The 15,777-nt window shown below is 66.9% G+C and carries 17 protein-coding genes and 2 pseudogenes; 18 read left to right on the top strand and 1 reads right to left on the bottom strand.

Features of this window, described 5'->3' with window-relative positions; all coding sequences use genetic code 11:
• Nucleotides 1-31: 31 nt before the first annotated feature.
• From ACHMXE_RS02430 to ACHMXE_RS02410, 5 genes are all read left to right on the top strand, one after another.
• Nucleotides 32-397 carry a VOC family protein gene (locus ACHMXE_RS02430; protein ID WP_395346638.1) on the top strand — a complete coding sequence of 122 codons (366 nt, stop codon included), beginning with the start codon at nucleotides 32-34 and terminating at the stop codon, nucleotides 395-397.
• A 24-nt stretch (nucleotides 398-421) separates the two neighbouring features.
• Nucleotides 422-1,063, top strand: a complete 642-nt coding sequence (locus ACHMXE_RS02425) for a hypothetical protein (protein ID WP_395346637.1) — start codon at nucleotides 422-424, stop codon at nucleotides 1,061-1,063.
• 159 nt (nucleotides 1,064-1,222) lie between these two features.
• The gene (locus ACHMXE_RS02420) at nucleotides 1,223-1,633 is read left to right on the top strand and encodes a hypothetical protein (RefSeq protein ID WP_057594179.1); all 411 of its coding nucleotides are present in this window, start codon (nucleotides 1,223-1,225) and stop codon (nucleotides 1,631-1,633) included.
• Between the two features lie 218 nt (nucleotides 1,634-1,851).
• Nucleotides 1,852-2,127, top strand: a complete 276-nt coding sequence (locus tag ACHMXE_RS02415; protein WP_395346636.1) for a hypothetical protein — start codon at nucleotides 1,852-1,854, stop codon at nucleotides 2,125-2,127.
• Between the two features lie 34 nt (nucleotides 2,128-2,161).
• Nucleotides 2,162-2,764, top strand: coding sequence for a GNAT family N-acetyltransferase (locus ACHMXE_RS02410; protein WP_395346634.1), 603 nt, complete (start codon nucleotides 2,162-2,164; stop codon nucleotides 2,762-2,764).
• A gap of 38 nt (nucleotides 2,765-2,802) precedes the next feature.
• Here ACHMXE_RS02410 and ACHMXE_RS02405 read toward each other — a convergent pair.
• A pseudogene (locus ACHMXE_RS02405) lies at nucleotides 2,803-3,268 on the bottom strand (flavin reductase).
• Between the two features lie 183 nt (nucleotides 3,269-3,451).
• Between ACHMXE_RS02405 and ACHMXE_RS02400 the strand changes: the two are divergent.
• From ACHMXE_RS02400 to ACHMXE_RS02340, 13 genes and pseudogenes are all read left to right on the top strand, one after another.
• Nucleotides 3,452-4,189, top strand: coding sequence for a GntR family transcriptional regulator (locus tag ACHMXE_RS02400; protein ID WP_395346631.1), 738 nt, complete (start codon nucleotides 3,452-3,454; stop codon nucleotides 4,187-4,189).
• Between the two features lie 87 nt (nucleotides 4,190-4,276).
• A complete protein-coding gene (locus tag ACHMXE_RS02395; protein WP_395346629.1) occupies nucleotides 4,277-5,110 on the top strand; it encodes an ABC transporter ATP-binding protein in 834 nt (277 codons plus the stop codon).
• Nucleotides 5,107-5,880 carry an ABC transporter permease gene (locus tag ACHMXE_RS02390; RefSeq protein ID WP_395346626.1) on the top strand — a complete coding sequence of 258 codons (774 nt, stop codon included), beginning with the start codon at nucleotides 5,107-5,109 and terminating at the stop codon, nucleotides 5,878-5,880. Before ACHMXE_RS02395 ends, ACHMXE_RS02390 begins: the two co-directional genes overlap by 4 nt.
• Nucleotides 5,877-6,545: pseudogene (locus ACHMXE_RS02385) on the top strand (ABC transporter permease); the annotation flags it as partial. The gene ACHMXE_RS02390 and the pseudogene ACHMXE_RS02385, both read left to right, overlap by 4 nt.
• A 103-nt stretch (nucleotides 6,546-6,648) precedes the next feature.
• Complete coding sequence (locus ACHMXE_RS02380) at nucleotides 6,649-7,950, top strand: LLM class flavin-dependent oxidoreductase (protein WP_395346624.1); 1,302 nt, start codon at nucleotides 6,649-6,651, stop codon at nucleotides 7,948-7,950.
• Nucleotides 7,951-8,025: 75 nt separating this feature from the next.
• On the top strand, nucleotides 8,026-9,003 hold the full coding sequence (locus ACHMXE_RS02375) for an ABC transporter substrate-binding protein (RefSeq protein WP_395346622.1): 978 nt from the start codon (nucleotides 8,026-8,028) through the stop codon (nucleotides 9,001-9,003).
• A gap of 17 nt (nucleotides 9,004-9,020) precedes the next feature.
• Nucleotides 9,021-10,004 carry an isopenicillin N synthase family dioxygenase gene (locus ACHMXE_RS02370; RefSeq protein ID WP_395346620.1) on the top strand — a complete coding sequence of 328 codons (984 nt, stop codon included), beginning with the start codon at nucleotides 9,021-9,023 and terminating at the stop codon, nucleotides 10,002-10,004.
• A gap of 12 nt (nucleotides 10,005-10,016) precedes the next feature.
• Nucleotides 10,017-10,409, top strand: a complete 393-nt coding sequence (locus ACHMXE_RS02365; protein ID WP_395346618.1) for a VOC family protein — start codon at nucleotides 10,017-10,019, stop codon at nucleotides 10,407-10,409.
• 10 nt (nucleotides 10,410-10,419) lie between these two features.
• Nucleotides 10,420-11,235, top strand: coding sequence for a class II aldolase/adducin family protein (locus ACHMXE_RS02360; RefSeq protein WP_395346616.1), 816 nt, complete (start codon nucleotides 10,420-10,422; stop codon nucleotides 11,233-11,235).
• On the top strand, nucleotides 11,229-12,074 hold the full coding sequence (locus tag ACHMXE_RS02355) for an SDR family oxidoreductase (RefSeq protein WP_395347405.1): 846 nt from the start codon (nucleotides 11,229-11,231) through the stop codon (nucleotides 12,072-12,074). Before ACHMXE_RS02360 ends, ACHMXE_RS02355 begins: the two co-directional genes overlap by 7 nt.
• Entirely contained in the window at nucleotides 12,071-13,246 is a 1,176-nt protein-coding gene (locus ACHMXE_RS02350; RefSeq protein ID WP_395346614.1) for a pyridoxal phosphate-dependent aminotransferase, read from the top strand. Before ACHMXE_RS02355 ends, ACHMXE_RS02350 begins: the two co-directional genes overlap by 4 nt.
• 14 nt (nucleotides 13,247-13,260) lie before the next feature.
• On the top strand, nucleotides 13,261-14,142 hold the full coding sequence (locus tag ACHMXE_RS02345) for an alpha/beta fold hydrolase (RefSeq protein WP_395346613.1): 882 nt from the start codon (nucleotides 13,261-13,263) through the stop codon (nucleotides 14,140-14,142).
• An 11-nt stretch (nucleotides 14,143-14,153) separates the two neighbouring features.
• A complete protein-coding gene (locus tag ACHMXE_RS02340; RefSeq protein WP_395346611.1) occupies nucleotides 14,154-15,416 on the top strand; it encodes a Zn-dependent hydrolase in 1,263 nt (420 codons plus the stop codon).
• The last annotated feature ends 361 nt before the right edge of the window (nucleotides 15,417-15,777 follow it).

Below are 15,777 nucleotides of genomic sequence, written 5' to 3'. Positions count from 1 at the left end.
GTCCGCAACCACACAGCCCCGGGGAGGCACCATGGAACTTCACACCGCGCGAATCTTCGTCCAGGACCTCGGCGATGCCGCCCGTTTCTACAGGCAGACACTGGGCCTGCCGCTGAAGGCCGACGGGCGCGAACATGGCTACTGCGTGTTCGGCTCGGGGCCGTTGAGCCTGGTGGTCGAACGTGTCGACGAGGACGCCCCGACGGAGGACCAGGTGCTCGTGGGGCGCTTCACGGGGTTGTCCTTCGACGTGAAGGACATCGACGCGAAGTACAAGGAACTCTCGTCGCTCGGCGTCGCGTTCAGCGGGCTTCCCGAGCGGCAGCAGTGGGGCGGGATTCTCGCGACGTTGCGCGACCCGGCCGGCAACGAGATCCAGATCGTGCAGCAGCCCTGACGGCCCCACTCAAGGAAATAAAACGTGCCGAAGAAATTCTTCAACCTGCGCTTCGACAGCGAATCTCCCCAGGACTCCGTCGGCGGCGCCTATCTGGCGCCCGAGGGCCAGGGGCTGCCGTGTTGCACCCAGTGCGATCGGCAGATGATTCCCTTCCTCCAGTTCACGCTGCCTCGCGCGGCCGAGCTGCCGTTTGTCGAGGGAAGCCGGCTGTCGGTGCTGATGTGCCCCGAGCACAACGAGATCCCGAGCTTCGAGTCCTTCGAGGCGTTGCCGCCGGCCTACTGGGACCAGGGCGAAGGCCACTGGTTCGCATCGCTCGAGAAGCCGCGGCCCATGCATCGCGTGCCCAGTCCCCCCGTGCTTCAGACCGCCGAACTCGTGGTGGCCGATGCGCCCGCTGACGAGTACTACCGCATCGCGGTGGGCGGCGAGCCCGAGTGGGTGCAGGACGAAGAACGCTTCACCTGTTCGTGCGGCTCACCGATGGAATTCGTGTGCCAGGTCAGCGACAGCTTCCAGTTTCTCAAGCTCCCCGACGCACCCGAACAACCCGACGGCTCTTCGGCCCGAGGCTATGTGCTCTTTCTGGGCAACGAGGTCTACGTGTTCGCGTGCGCGCGGCAGTGTGATCCGCGGGCCGTGTGGGTCACCGTGCAGAACTGACCACGCCCTCTTTGCGCTTGCGCGCGGCCATGGCCTCTGCCTAGCCTCCCGAGCGCCGTCGTCCTACTCGCTCGCCGCCCCCGTCTTCCTAAAGTGCATCCACTGCAGTCGCACAGGGCGGCTCGGTGACAAAGACACTCAACTCGACAGGGGCCTCTCATGAAAAAACATCTTCTCGTTCTCGCCATCGCATCGTCCTTCTTCGCCATGGGCGCAGCCAACGCGGCCGACGGCATGACCAAGGACCAGTACAAGGTCGCCAAGGAAAAGATCGAGGCCGACTACAAGGTCGCCAAGGCCCAGTGCGACACGATGAAGGACAACGCCAAGGACGTCTGCGAGAAGCAAGCCAAGGGCACGGAGAACGTGGCCAAGGCCGAACTCGAACAGCAATACAAGCCGACCGCCGGCCACGCCAAGAAGGTCGCGGAAGAGAAGGCCACGGCCACGTACGAAGTCGCCAAGGAAAAGTGCGATGACCAGTCGGGCGACGCCAAGAGCGCTTGCGTGAACCAGGCCAAGGCCGATCACGACAAGGCCAAGGCCGACATCAAGGCCATGAAGGGCTGATGAACGCCGCTTGACGCGGGCCAGCGCCCTTGTGTTCTCCCCGCCATCCGTTCGTTCGGATGCGGGCTGACCGAGGCAGTTGGGAATATGCCGGCAACGAGGCGCTCCGTGCAAACGGGGCGCCTTGTTGCTTTTGGGCGCATGAAGTTTCGAGAGGCCGCCTCACCGGCTGTATGGCACGATGCACGCAGGGAAGCATGAACACGAGGAGACCACCCATGCCACTGCTGCAACGCCTGCGCGGAGAGCCCGCATTCACGATGCCGTGCCTCGGCCGAACCTTGACGCTGTATCGGCAAGGCTCACGACTCGGATTGGTCACCGGTCTGGGGGCCATCGCTGTGTTCAACCTGCCCTGGCATCTGGTGCCAGGAGGCGCGGAAGTGGCCCGGCCCTTGGTGGCGGTCGTCGGGGCCTACTTCGCCGCGACGCTCATCGCGTCGCGCGCGCCGGTCGATATGGAAGCATCTGACGCCGCTTCGCGGTGGCTTTGATCGTCGTCGCCGGTCGGAAGCCGGTTTTCGGCCTATGAGCAACTTCGAGATCTACACCCCCACGCCCGAAGAAGTCCACTCGGGCGAGTTGGGTCGCCGCATGCGCCAGTTCAACTACCGCTTTGTCGGTGAGTACGGCCAAGCGCAGCCGGTCTGGGTCAGCGCCAAGGACGACACCGGCGGGCTCGTGGGTGGCCTGCGCGGATTCGTTTTTCTGCAATGGCTGAACGTGGAGCTGCTGTTCGTGGACGACGCGGCTCGGCATCGAGGCCTGGGCGGAAGGTTGCTCGCGACGGCGGAGGAGAAAGCCCGCGAGCTGGGTGCTCGTAATGCGACGTTGAACACCTTCGAATGGCAAGCGCGTGAGTTCTATCTCAAGCAGGGCTATGAAGAGTTCGGGCGGATCGATGACTACATCCAGGGGTTCGTATGTGGCGTATATGAAGAAGGCGCTGTAGCCAGCGTGCTTGCTGAAAACGGCAGGACTTCATTGTGTGAGCGAGCGCGAAGCACGCAGGGCCGGTCGGGTGCGGGTTTCATTTCGTTAACGCGGACTTCAAGCTGTCGGACCCGGCGCCCATCCGGGCTGGGTTCGTGGCCCATGCGGGTGCGGCATTGCGCGGTTTTTGTGCGTTAGCACATTGACTGTGCATGCAAAAAACGCGTTTTTGCATTTCAAGAGCCGGTCGCGCGAACTGTCAGGTCGTGGAATTCTCGGTCCATGTAGAGCAGGCTTCCCTCGTGCGGGGCGCCTGTCGCCATGGCTTTCACCTCGCAGATCAGCACGTCGTGGCTGCCGACCGCGATGCGTTGCGAGATGACGCAGTCGAAGGCGGCGCGGGCCTCCGGCAGCACCGGCGCACCGGTCTCGAGGCGCAGCCAGTCGGACGCTGCCGCGCGGTCGTTCGCAGGCGTTTCCCCCGAAGAGCGTCGCCAGGCGGCGATGGCTCGAACCCAGCACATTCACGCAAAGCACGTTGTTGCGCAGCACCGCTTCATAGGCTGAGGACTTGTGCTGGATGCACACCAGCAGCGTCGGCGGCGTGTCGGTCACGCTGCAGACGGCGGTGGCCGCGAAGCCCGCCCATCCGCCATCGCCATCGCTGGTGACGAGGTTCACTGCGGCGCCAAGGCGCGCCATGGCAGACCGGAAGGTCTGTGCGTCGGTTGTGCAAGAGGTGGTCATTCGGGATCAACGGCGAGGTGAGAAGCCCGTGCTCTTGCAATCTGTGTACCCGTTCGGGCTGGCATGACTCATGCATAGGTGGCTGTGCATGCAAACAAAGATGTTTTGCATGCCAACGAATTGACCCACCCAAGATCCATGACCAAGAAGCACGATCAAGACACGGACGTTTCTGCATCCACCGCCGTGGTGGCCAAGACCCGCGAGAAGGCCGCCACGCTGTCGCAGGAGGTTCAGGAAACCCTCGAGGACCTGATCGTGAGCGGCGCGCTCAAGCCCGGCGAGCGCCTCGACGAGGCCGAGCTGGCGCGCCGGTTCCAGATCTCGCGCACGCCGCTGCGCGAAGCGTTCAAGGCACTGGCCGGCAACGGCCTCGTCGAGATGCGCGGCCAGCGCGGCACCTTCGTGTCGGTGATCTCGATGCCCGTGCTCATCGAGATGTTCCAAGTCATGTCGGTGATGGAGGGCCTGTGTGCCAAGTACGCGGCGCGCCGCGCCAACGTGAAGCAGCGCCAGCAGATGCGAGGCATCCACGAGCGGCTGTCCGAGCTGCTTTCGCACGGCGACCACGAGCGTTTCTACGAGGTCAATCGCGAATTCCACGACGCGCTCTATGCGGCGTCAAACACGAGCTATCTCTCGGATCAGACGCGTGCGCTGCGCCGCCGGGTCACGGTCTATCGCCGGCACGTCACCTTCCAGCCGGGTCGCATGGCCGCCACCATCGGCGAGCACCTCGCGATCATCGACGCCATCGAGCGCAACGACCCCGAGGCGGCTTTCGCCGCCGCCGCCGACCACGTGACGCTGCTGCAGGACGACATGGTCGATCTCATCGCGACGCTCGCCGCATCGACGCCGCCGGACAACGCCTGAGCTTCACCCACCACCCAACCAGATCGCCGCGATGCATGTCGCGGCACGAGGACAGTCACCGTGGCACGTACCTTTGAAAGCGACTCCGTGAGCGCACCCTCCCAGGGGCAACTGGTCGATTTCGGCGAAGCGCCGCTGCTCGCGCTGCGCAACATCCGCAAGACCTTCGGCAGCACGACCGCGCTGGCCGGTCTCGACATCGCCGTGAAGCCGGGCGAGCTCGTCACAGTCGTGGGCCCGAGCGGCTGCGGCAAGAGCACGCTGTTCAACATCGTCGCCGGCCTCGAGGAGCCCGACGCAGGCGGCGTCATCCGCTACCGCGACCGCTCCTGCCATGCCGCCGAACTGCTGGGCCAGGTCTCGTTCATGCCGCAGCGCGACCTGCTGCTTCCGTGGCGCACCGTCGTCGACAACGCCATCCTCGCGATCGAGGTGGAGGGCGTGCCGCGCAAGGAAGCGCGTGCCCGTGCGCTGGCGATGCTGCCCGAGTTCGGCCTGGCCGGCTTCGAGAACCAGTATCCGCAGCAGCTGTCGGGCGGCATGCGCCAGCGCGTGGCACTGATGCGCACCTTCCTGTTCAAGCGCGACCTGATGTTGCTCGACGAGCCCTTCGGTGCGCTCGACGCACTCACGCGCACGATGATGCAACGCTGGCTGCTCGATGTCTGGCACAAGCACCGCCGCACGGTCCTGTTCATCACGCACGACATCGACGAGGCGATCTTCCTGGGCGACCGCGTGGTGGCGATGACCGCGCGCCCGGGCGCAGTGAAGCTCGAGCTCGAGGTGAAGCTGCCGCGTCCACGCCGGGCCGATCTCGTCACCGATCCCGAGTTCATCCGCCTGAAACGCCTGCTGCTCGACGCCATCGAGGAAGAGAGCATCAAGTCCTTCAACCTCTCGCGACCGGCGGGCGCATGACCGCAGAACGCACCACACACGGCGCAGCGCGCCGTGCCATCACCCTGCTGGCGTTGCTCGTGGGCGCCGGCCTCGCGTGGGAGGCGATCGTCGTCGCGCTGTCGATCCAGCCGCACTACCTGCCGCGCCTGAGCAGCGTCCTGCAGGCATTGGCCGCAACGCCGCAGGCGTACGTCGACGGCTTCCTGCGCACGCTCGCCGAATCGCTGCTCGGCTTCGCCTTCGGCGCGATCTTCGGCGTCTTCATCGCGATGGTCTTCTTTCGCAATGTGGTGCTCAAGGACATGGTGTTTCCGGTGTTCATCGTCTCGCAGACGATTCCGGTGATCGCGTTCGGCGCGCTGGTGGTCCTGTGGTTCGGCAACACGCTGCTGGCCAAGGCCGTGATCGCGTTCTACGTGACCTTCTTCCCCGTCACCATCAACACGCTGCTCGGCCTCAAGTCGGTCGACCCGAAGCAGGTGCAGCTGCTGCGCAGTTTCGGCGTCGGGAGGATGCGCCTGCTGTGGACGCTGCAGCTGCCGGCCGCGTTGCCGCAGATCTTCGTCGCGCTGCGCCTCGGTGCTTCGCTCAGCCTGGTCGGCGCCATCGTCGGCGAGTGGTTCGGCGACACCGTCGGCCTCGGCGTGCTGCTGCTGCAGGCCATGTACAACGAGAACGCGGTCGGCCTGTGGGCGGCGCTGCTGAGCTGTGCGCTGCTGGGCACGCTGTTCTACGGCGCGGTCGCGCTGATCGAGAAGCGCGTCGTGTTCTGGGGAGCCGGTCAATGAGCGCTCCGAAACGCCATCGCCTGGGCCTGTCGCCCACGGCCCAGCGCGGCCTGCTCGGTGCAGCGATCCTGCTGCTCGCCTGGGAGGGCGCTGCACGCGGCTTCAATCTGCCGAGCTACACGCTGCCGTCCATCAGCGGCATCCTGCAGCGCGCATGGTCGCAGCGACAGGCACTCGGCGGTGCCGCGCTCGTCACGCTCGCCGAGGCCGTGTCCGGCTACCTGCTGGGTGCGCTCATCGGCATCGTGGGTGCCGTGCTGCTCGCCATCAAGCCGGCGGCGCGCAGCATCGTGATGCCCGCTGCCACGGCCTTCAACTCGGTGCCCGTCATCGCGTGGTCGCCGCTCGTGCTGCTGTGGTTCGGCATGGGCATGAGCTCGAAGGTCGTGATGGTGGCGCTGGCGGTCAGCTTCACGCTCTTTCTCAGCGCGGTCGCCGGCATGGATCGGGTGGACCAACGCAGCGTCGACCTGATGCGCAGCTTCGGCGCCAAGCGGCTGACCGTTTTCTGGCGCCTGAGGCTCCCCGCCGCGCTGCCGCTGATCTTCGCCGGCCTGCGCGTGGCCACCTCGCGCAGCGTGCTCATCGCGGTCGTGACCGAGATGCTCGGCGCCAATGCCGGCCTCGGCCTGCTGATCTACCAGGCGGTCGTGCAGATCGACTTCGTGCAGGTCTGGTCCGCCGTGCTGGTGGCCTCCGCCGCGAGCCTCTTCTTCTTCGGCTTGGTCTCGTACTGCCGAGAGCCGCCTGATTTTCTGGAGCTGAACCATGAATCGACAGATGCACCTCGGGCTCTTCCTGCTCGGCACGGGCAGCCATTCCGCCGGCTGGCGCTATCCGGGTGCCGTGAAGAGCTTCCTCGACCTGCCGGCCATGCAGCGCATCGCGCAGACGGCGGAGCGGGCCTGCTTCGACATGATCTTCCTCGGCGACAACCTCAACGCCGACTTCGCAACACATCCTTCCTACACCTTGCGCCACGAGCCGCTCACGCTGCTGTCGGCGCTGGCCATGGGCACGCGCCACGTCGGCCTGGGCGCGACGATGTCGACCACGTACAGCGACCCCTACACGGTGGCGCGCGTGTTCGCCTCGCTCGATCACCTGAGCGGTGGCCGCGCCGCGTGGAATGCCGTCACCACATCGCATGCCGGTGCCGCCGCCAACTTCGGCACCGTCCATCCCGACCATGCGCGGCGCTATGAGATGGCCGGCGAGTTCGTCGATGTGGTCAAGGGCCTGTGGGACTGCTGGGACGACGACGCCGTCGTGGCGGACGTCGATGGCGGCACCTACATCGACACGAGCAAGGTGCACGCGCTCGACCACGAGGGCGCCTTCTTCAAGGTGAAGGGGCCGCTCAACACCAGCCGCTCGCCGCAGGGGCGCCCGGTCGTGCTGCAGGCCGGCGGTTCGGAGCCCGGCACCGACCTGGCCGCACGCACCGCCGACGTGGTGTTCTCGGTCGCGCAGGACATGGAAGAGGCGCGCAAGGCCTACGCCGCACTGAAGGCCAAGCTGCCGCGCTACGGGCGCCAGGCCAGCGACGTCACCGTGTTGCCCGGCGTGATGCCCGTGGTCGGCCGCACCGACCGTGAAGCGCGCGAGAAGCTCAACCGGCTGCAGGGGTTCATCGGCACCGGCAACGCGCTCGGCGTGCTGTCGGAGCGCTTCGGCGTCGACTTCTCCAGCTACGACCTCGACGCACCGGTGCCGGAGCTGCCGCCGTCGGACGCCTACCAGGCCTTCACGAAAGTGCTGCTGTCGAAGGCGCGCCGCGACGGCATGAGCCTGCGCGACCTCTACAGCCTCACCGCCGCCGCACGCGGCCACTGGGTGCTGTGCGGTTCCGCCGAAAACGTGGCCGACACGCTGCAGCAATGGTTCGAGTCAGGCGCGGCGGACGGCTTCAACGTGATGCCGCCTTACTTCCACGAAGGCTTCGACGACTTCGTCGAGCTCGTGGTGCCGATCCTGCAGCGCCGCGGCCTGTTCCGCAGCAGCTATGCGGGCCCGCTGCTGCGCGACCAGCTCGGCCTTTTGCGACCGGCCGTCGAGCGCGCCCGCTGACCACATTCATCCCTTTTTGTTTTTCAACCTGAACTGGAGTGCACGATGCTTGGAAAGGTAATTCGATACTGCTTGGTGGGTGCTCTCGCACTGGCCGCCCTGGGCGCCAGCGCCGCCGAACCGACCAAGGCCTCGCTGCGGCTGAAGTGGCTGCCGCAGGCCGGCTATGCGGGCTTCTACGTGGCGCAGGCCAAGGGCTATTTCAAGGACGAGGGGATCGACCTCACGATCAACCCCGGCGGCCCCAACCTGCTGACCGAGAACCTCGTCGCTACGGGCGCCGACACTTTCGGCCTGGGCGGCGGCGTGGAGAGCATCCTCGCGGCGCGTGACAAGAACCTGCCGCTCTTGGCCATCGGCATGACGCACCAGGTCACGCCCTTCGTGTTCGTCGCCAAGAAGGACGGCCCGGTCAAGACCATCGAGGACTTCAAGGGCAAGAAGGCCACGGCCTGGTTCACCGGTTCGCAGCTCGTTCTGTACGGCATGCTGGCCAGCAAGGGCATCGCGCCCACCGACCTGAGCATCCAGCCGCAGCAGGTCAGCGTCACGCCGTTCGTGGAAGGCCAGGTCGACATCGCCGCCGCCACCTTCTACAACGAGCTGCTCACCATCCAGGGCCGCGTCGGCGCCGACAACCTGCGCATCTTCGTGCCGGAGGACTATGGCGTCAGTTTTCCGCGCGACGTGCTCCTGGTGTCCGAGAAGACCGCCAAGGAACGCCCGGACATGGTGAAGGGTTTCCTGCGCGCCACCATCAAGGGCTGGCAGGACGTGGTCAAGGACCCCAAGGGAGCGGTCGACACGGTGATGAAGATCGCACCGACGCTCGATCGTGCACATCAGGAGAAGGCACTGACCGAGGCGCTGCGCCTCATGAAGTCGGGCCAGGCCGGCAAGCAGGGCATCTTCTTCATGGACATGGATGTCTACAAGAAGGAGAACGACCTGTTGTTCAAGGCAAAGGTCATCGAGCAGCCCGTCGATCTCACGAAGGCCTTCGACCCCAGCTTCCTCAATTCCATCCCGCTGGCCGCACGCGTGCTGCCCTGACCCCGCGGAGTCGGACGATGCAAAACGTACCCGTGATCGACGTGCGCCCCTTCCTCGAGGGCAGCGCCGCGGACAAGATCCTTGTGGCGACGCAGATCCGCGACGCCTGCGAACAGATCGGCTTCTTCACCATCGTGGGCCACGGCGTGCCGATGGCCTCGTACGAGAACCTGCGGTCGCAGGCCCTGGCCTTCTTCGCCCTGCCCGAGGAGGAGCGCATGCGTACTGCCCAGCCGGCTTCGAAGATCAGCCGTGGCTATTCGGCGCATGCGAGCCGCGCGCTGGCCTACTCGATGGGCGACACGACGCCGCCCGACCTGCAGCAGAGCTTTGCCATGGGCCCGGTGGACGGCGCGCCCGCCGCTGCCAGGGGCACGCCGGCCGAGACGGCGTTCTTCATGCCGAACTACTGGCCCGAGAAGCCCGCCGCGCTGAAGGCGGCCTACGAGGACTACTACCGCCGCTGCAGCGCGCTGGCCACCGAGGTGCTGCGCATGTTCGCCGTGGCGCTCGACCTGGACGAGCACTACTTCGACGGCAAGGTCGACCAGCACACCAGCACCATGCGCACCATCCTCTATCCCGGCCAGGACACGGCGCCGGTGGAAGGTCAGCTGAGGGCGGGCGCGCATACCGACTACGGCACGCTCACCATCGTGCGCGGGGACGACGTGCCCGGTGGCCTGCAGGTGCGCATCCGTAGCGGCGAATGGGTGGACGTGCATCCGGCACCCGACTCGTTCGTGTGCAACGTGGGCGACCTCATGATGCGCTGGACCAACGACCGCTGGCTGTCCAACGTGCACCGCGTGGCCAATCCGCCGCCGGAGTTCGCCTCGGTGCCGCGCTTCTCCGTCGCGTTCTTCCACAACCCGAACTTCGATGCCGAGATCCGCTGCATCGACGCGAACGCACCGTCGAAGTACGAGGCGGTCCAGTTCGGCGCGTACTACATGGGCAAGCACCTCAAGGCCCAGAACATGACGAAGGCCACGGCCTGAGCGGCACCCGACATGAGCAGCATCTCGCACATCAACCTGCTGTGCAGCGACTTCGTCGGCCTCAGCGACTTCTACCGGCAGGTCTTCGGCTTCGCAGAGGTGGAGGCTTATCGCTCGCCCATCTTTCGCCTGCTGAATGCCGGTGGCGTGAACATCGGCTTCAACGCGCCCGATGCGTATGAGCTGCTCGGCATCGAACGGCCCGCCGACCCGGCCGGCGCTCGCTTCATCGTGAACGTGGAAGCCGCGTCCGACGACGAGGTGAGCGAACTCGCGGCCTCGGCCGTGCGATCGGGGGCGTCGCTGGTGAAGGCGCCGTACCTCACCTACTACCAACGCTTCCAGGCCGTGTTGAAGGACCCCGAGGGCAACGTCCTGCGGATCAATTTCAGCCATCCGGTCTGAGGTGGAAACGATGAACCACACCTATCCCCGAACCGAAGCCGAGCTGCGCGTGCAGCTCGCGGCCTGTTACCGGCTGGTCGCGCATTTCGGCATGGACGACCTGATCTACAACCACATCTCCGCACGCGTGCCGGGGCCGGACCATCACTTCCTGATCAACCCGTACGGTTTGATGTTCTCCGAGGTGACCGCGTCGTCGCTGGTGAAGATCGACCTCGACGGCCGCAAGGTCGAGCCCAGCGACTGGGAAGTGAACCAGGCCGGCTTCGTCATCCACAGCGCCATCCACGCGGGGCGGCCCGACGCGCTGTGCGTGCTGCACACGCACTCCGAGGCGGGCACGGCCATCTCGGCCATGCCCGGTGGCCTGAAGCCGGTGAGCCAGTTCGCCATGCGCTACCAGGGCCACACGGGCTTCCACGACTACGAAGGCGTGGCGCTGGAGACCGAGGAACGCGAACGGCTCGTCCGCGACATCGGCACGCACCACACGCTGGTGCTGCGCAACCACGGCATCCTGACCGTCGGGCGGACCATTCCGGAGGCCTTCATCCTCATGTACTACTTCGAGAAGGCCGCCAAGGTGCAGCTGCTGGCACAGGGCGGACTTGCGCCGGGCGAGCAACTGTCGCTGCCCGCGCCCGAAGCCACCGAACTCGCCACGCGGCAATTCACCGAATTCGCCGGCGACATCCTGCCGCCCGGCACGCGCGAATCGGCCGGCCTTCGTGCGCATGCTCGAACGCACGCAGCCCGACTACCGGCTCTGACAAGGCGCACGCCCCGAACCGACCACCCACCCATTTCTCCTCTGAACGAATCCTAGGACCCCTCACGAATCTCCATCTCGAAGGCAAGACTGTTCTCATCACCGGCGCCTCCAAGGGCATCGGTCTGTCGGCCGCGCACGCGTTCGCGGCCGAAGGCTGCCACGTGCACCTGGCCGCGCGCGACGCGGTGGCGCTCGAAGCCGCGCGCACCGACCTGCTCGCCACCTACAAGGTCAAGGTCACGATCCATCCGATGGACCTCGCCGCGACCGACGCGATGCCCAAGTTGGCCGAGGCGGTCGGCGATGTCGACATCCTGGTGAACAACGCCGGCGACATCCCGGCCGGCCCCATCGAGTCGCTCGACTTCGCCGTGGTGCGCCGCGGCTTCCAGCTCAAGGTGCTGGGCTACATGGAACTCACGCAGATCTACTACGCGCGCATGAAGGCGGCGGGCGGCGGCGTCATCGTCAACGACATCGGCAACTCGGGCGAGAACTGGGACGCCAACTACATCGCCGGCTCCACGGGCAACGCGGCCGTCATGGCCTTCACGCGCGCACTCGGCGGCGTGAGCCTGGACGACGGCATCCGCGTGGTGGGCGTGAACCCCGGTCCCGTGGCCACCGACCGCATGGTCAAGCTCATGAAGCGCCGCGCGCTGGACACCCACGGCGACGAAGGCCGCTGGGAGGAGCTGTTCAACAACTACCCCGGCGGCCGCCCGGCCACGCCCGAGGAAGTGGCCGAACTCATGGTGTTCCTGGCCTCGCCGCGTGCGGGCTACATCACCGGCACCGTGGTGACCATCGATGGCGGCATCGCCGCGCGCGGCTCGATCATCAAGACGAGCAAGAAGGCGGTCGCCATCGAACAGGCAAGGCTCGCCGCATGAGCGCCGTTCTCGAACCCCGCGCCGTCGTTGCGGCCACACCCAGCGACGCCGAAGTGCGCAACCAGTACTTCGACAAGCTGTTCACCAACCCAGCGCTGATGTGGCTGGGGCAGAACACCAACCACCATCCGTTGCACCCCGCCGTGAAGAAGGCGCTGCACGACGCGATCGACGACGAGAGCTTCCATGCCTATGCGCCGCCGCTCGGCATGGAGGCGCTGCGCAGCGCCATCGTGGAAGACCTGGGCGTGCCCGGCCAGTCGGCCGTGGTGACCGACGGCGCCGTGGCGGCGCTGGCACTGGCCTGCCGCGCCTTCTGCAAGCCGGGTGGCGGCTTCGTGACGACCGACCCGGGCTGGAAGTGGCCGCTGCAGTTCGCGGCCAAGGCCGGCTCGGTCGTCACGGAAATCCCGATCTACGGACCCGAGTACGGTTTCAAGCTGTCGGCCGAAGCACTGGCGGCATCGACCGACGAGAACACGGCCGTGATCTACCTGGTCGACCCGAACAACCCGCTCGGCACCACCTACACCGAGGACGAGATCCGCGCGTTCGCGAACCGCGCGCGCGAGATCGGCGCCATCCTGATCCACGACTGCACCTACCGCGATTTCGCCGACGAGCACGCGCTGGCGTCGCGCTTCTATCCCGAAGGCACGGTGACCATCGTGAGCTTCTCGAAGTGGCTGGGCCTCGCGGGCCTGCGCCTGGGCGCACTGGTGACCGCGCCGTCGCTGCTCGAGAACATCCTGCCGCACTCGCAGGCGCCGCTCGGCGCGAGCGTGCTCGCCCAGCGTGCCGCGCTGGCGGGCCTGGTCGTGAAGGACGAATGGATGAAGGACATCATCGGCAAGCAGCGCGAGAACCAGCGAATGATCGTGGATGCCTTCGCGAAGCTGCCGGGCTTCGAGGTGCCGGTGCTCCCCTCGCAGGCCAACTTCATCGTGGTGGAGTGCACCGGCGCGGGCATCACGCCGGAGGCGTTGGTGAGCGCGCTCGGCGAGCACGACATCATGGTGCGCCAGGGCACCTATCACACGCCGCGCTTCGGCCACCGCTTCGTGAAGATCTCGACCACGGTGCCGAAGGAATGGGCGCAGGCGCTGTGCGACGTGCTGCCGCAGGCCGTCGAGCGCGCGAAGACCCTGCCGGCCACGGCCGCACTGTTCTGAAGGGGAGGGCACGCATGAGCTACGCAACCACGGCGGACGGCGTCCGCCTCTACTACGAGACCTCGGGCACGGGCCTGCCCATCGTGTTCGTGCACGAATTCGGCGGCGACCACCGCAGCTGGGAGCCGCAGATGCGCTACTTCGCGCGGCGCTACCAGTGCATCACCTTCGGTGCGCGCGGCTATCCGCCGTCGGACGTGCCGACCGACGTCGAGCGCTACGGCCAGGCCATTGCGGCGGACGACATCGCCGCAGTGATGGACGCGCTGAAGCTGGAGCGCGCGCACATCGTGGGCCTGTCGATGGGCGGCTTCGCGACGCTGCACTTCGGTCTGCGCCATGCGAAGCGCGCGCTGTCGCTGACCATCGCGGGCGCGGGCTACGGCGCCGAAAAGGAACACGAAGAGTACTTTCGCGGCGTGTCGCACGAGGTGGCGCGCCAGTTCGAGCTGCAGGGCGCCGAGCTGTTCGCCAAGACCTATTCGCTGGGTGCGAGCCGCGTGCAGTTCCAGAACAAGGACGCGCGCGGCTGGCAGGAATTCGCAACCTGGCTCGGCGAGCACGATGCCGTCGGCTCCGCCAACACCATGCGCGGCGTGCAGGCGCGCCGTCCTTCGATCTACGACCTCGAAGGCGAACTGGGCGCGATGGCCGTGCCCTCGCTCGTGGTCGTCGGCGACGAGGACGATCACTGCCTGCAGCCCGGCATCTTCCTGAAGAAGACCATTCCCGCCTGCGGCCTGAGCGTCATGCCCAAGACCGGCCACACGCTGAACCTCGAAGAGCCCGCCGCGTTCAACGCGCTGCTGGCCGAGTTCTTCGCGCAGGTGGAAGCGGGGCAGTGGAAGCCGCGCGATCCGCGTGCGATTCCGTCGCAGATCATGAAGACCGCGTGATGGCGCAGGACATGCTCGCTCCTGTGGCGCCCGGTTTCCGGCGCATCGATGCCGACCGGCTGTGGGAACGCCTCATGGCGCTCGCGCGCATCGGCGCGACGCCGGGCGGCGGCGTCAACCGGCAGGCATTGAGCAACGAGGAGATCGGCGCCTGGCGGCTGATGATCGGCTGGGCGGAGGCGGCCGGCCTGGAGCCCTCGACCGACGCCGCCGGCAACCTGTTCCTGGCGCTGCCCGGAGTAGACCGGGACGCGCCGCCCATGCTCGCCGGCAGCCATCTCGACAGCCAGCCCGGCGGCGGGCGCTTCGACGGCGTCTATGGCGTGGTCGCGGCCTTCGAGGCACTGGCCACGCTGTCGGAGCGCGGCGTGCGTCCGCCGCAGGACATCGTCTGCGTGGCATGGATGAACGAGGAAGGCTCGCGATTCGCGCCCGGCATGATGGGCTCGGAAGCCTTTGCCGGGGTGCGTGCGCTCGAAGGCATCCGCGCCACGCGCGACGCCGACGGCGTGAGCGTGGCCCAGTCGCTCGATGCGCTGCACGCGGCCTTCCCGGCGCTGCGGCGTCGCCCACTGGGCTTTGTGATCAGGGCGTATGTCGAGGCGCACATCGAGCAAGGCCCGGTGCTCGAAGCCGAAGGCCGCACCATCGGCGTCGTCACCGGCATCCAGGGCAAGAAGACCTTCGACATCGCCATCGCTGGCGCGCGGGGCCATGCCGGCACGCTGGACATGGCCGACCGCCGCGATGCGTTGGCGGCCTTCGCCCGCATCGCCGCCAGGCTGTATGAAGAAATCGGCGGCGAAGATGCGCTCGTCAAGTTCACCATCGGCCGCCTGACGGTCGAGCCCAATGCGCCCTCCGTGGTGCCCGAGCGCGTGACGGTGCGCATCGACCTGCGCCACCCCGACAACGCAGTGCTCGGCCGCCTCGGCGAGCGACTGACCGTGCTGTGCCACACGCATGCCGCGCCCTGCGTAGCGACCGTGATACCGCTCGTCGATGCGCCGTCGAACGGTTTCGACGGCGAACTGCAGGACGCCATCGAACAGGCGGCCAAATCGCTCGGCCATCCGCACATGCGGATTCTTTCCGCAGCCGGGCATGACGCACGGCACATGGCGCCGCTGTGCCCGAGCGCGATGATCTTCATTCCCTGCCGCGATGGCGTGAGCCACGCCGAGCACGAGTGGGCCGAGCCTGCGCACGTGGCTGCGGGCACCGACGTGCTGCTGCGCGTGCTGCTGCCGTATGCGGGCGTGAGTTCGACCTAAGTGAGCCTGCGCGCGGGCAGCGCGTTCAGCCCCGGCTCGGCGCCAGCGCCTGGGCGTCGCGCCGGAGCATCTGCATGCGCAGGGCAATGTGCAGTTCGAGCGCGCGGCCGCCCGTGCGCTAGCCGGGCAGAAGTTCGTCGATGGCGAGCACGTCCTGCAGTCCAGTGCCTGAATCGGCCCGGCGGATCTCGTCGAAAACACCCTCTCCCCGCTCGAAGCGCTTCCGTGGACTTCCCACGGAAGGGACATCGATTGGTGCAGCGGTGACGGGCGTGGAGCGCCTGAGACTGGCGGGTCAGGGCCGGTCTGCGGGCTGCGGTTTCACGGCCCGCTTGGGGGACAGGCCGTTCGTTGAACGTTT

It is taken from the genome of Variovorax sp. UC122_21 (genome assembly GCF_044056785.1).
Taxonomy (GTDB): domain Bacteria; phylum Pseudomonadota; class Gammaproteobacteria; order Burkholderiales; family Burkholderiaceae_C; genus Variovorax.
Note: the sequence above shows the minus strand (reverse complement) of the source record. Positions and strands in the feature narration are given on the sequence as shown.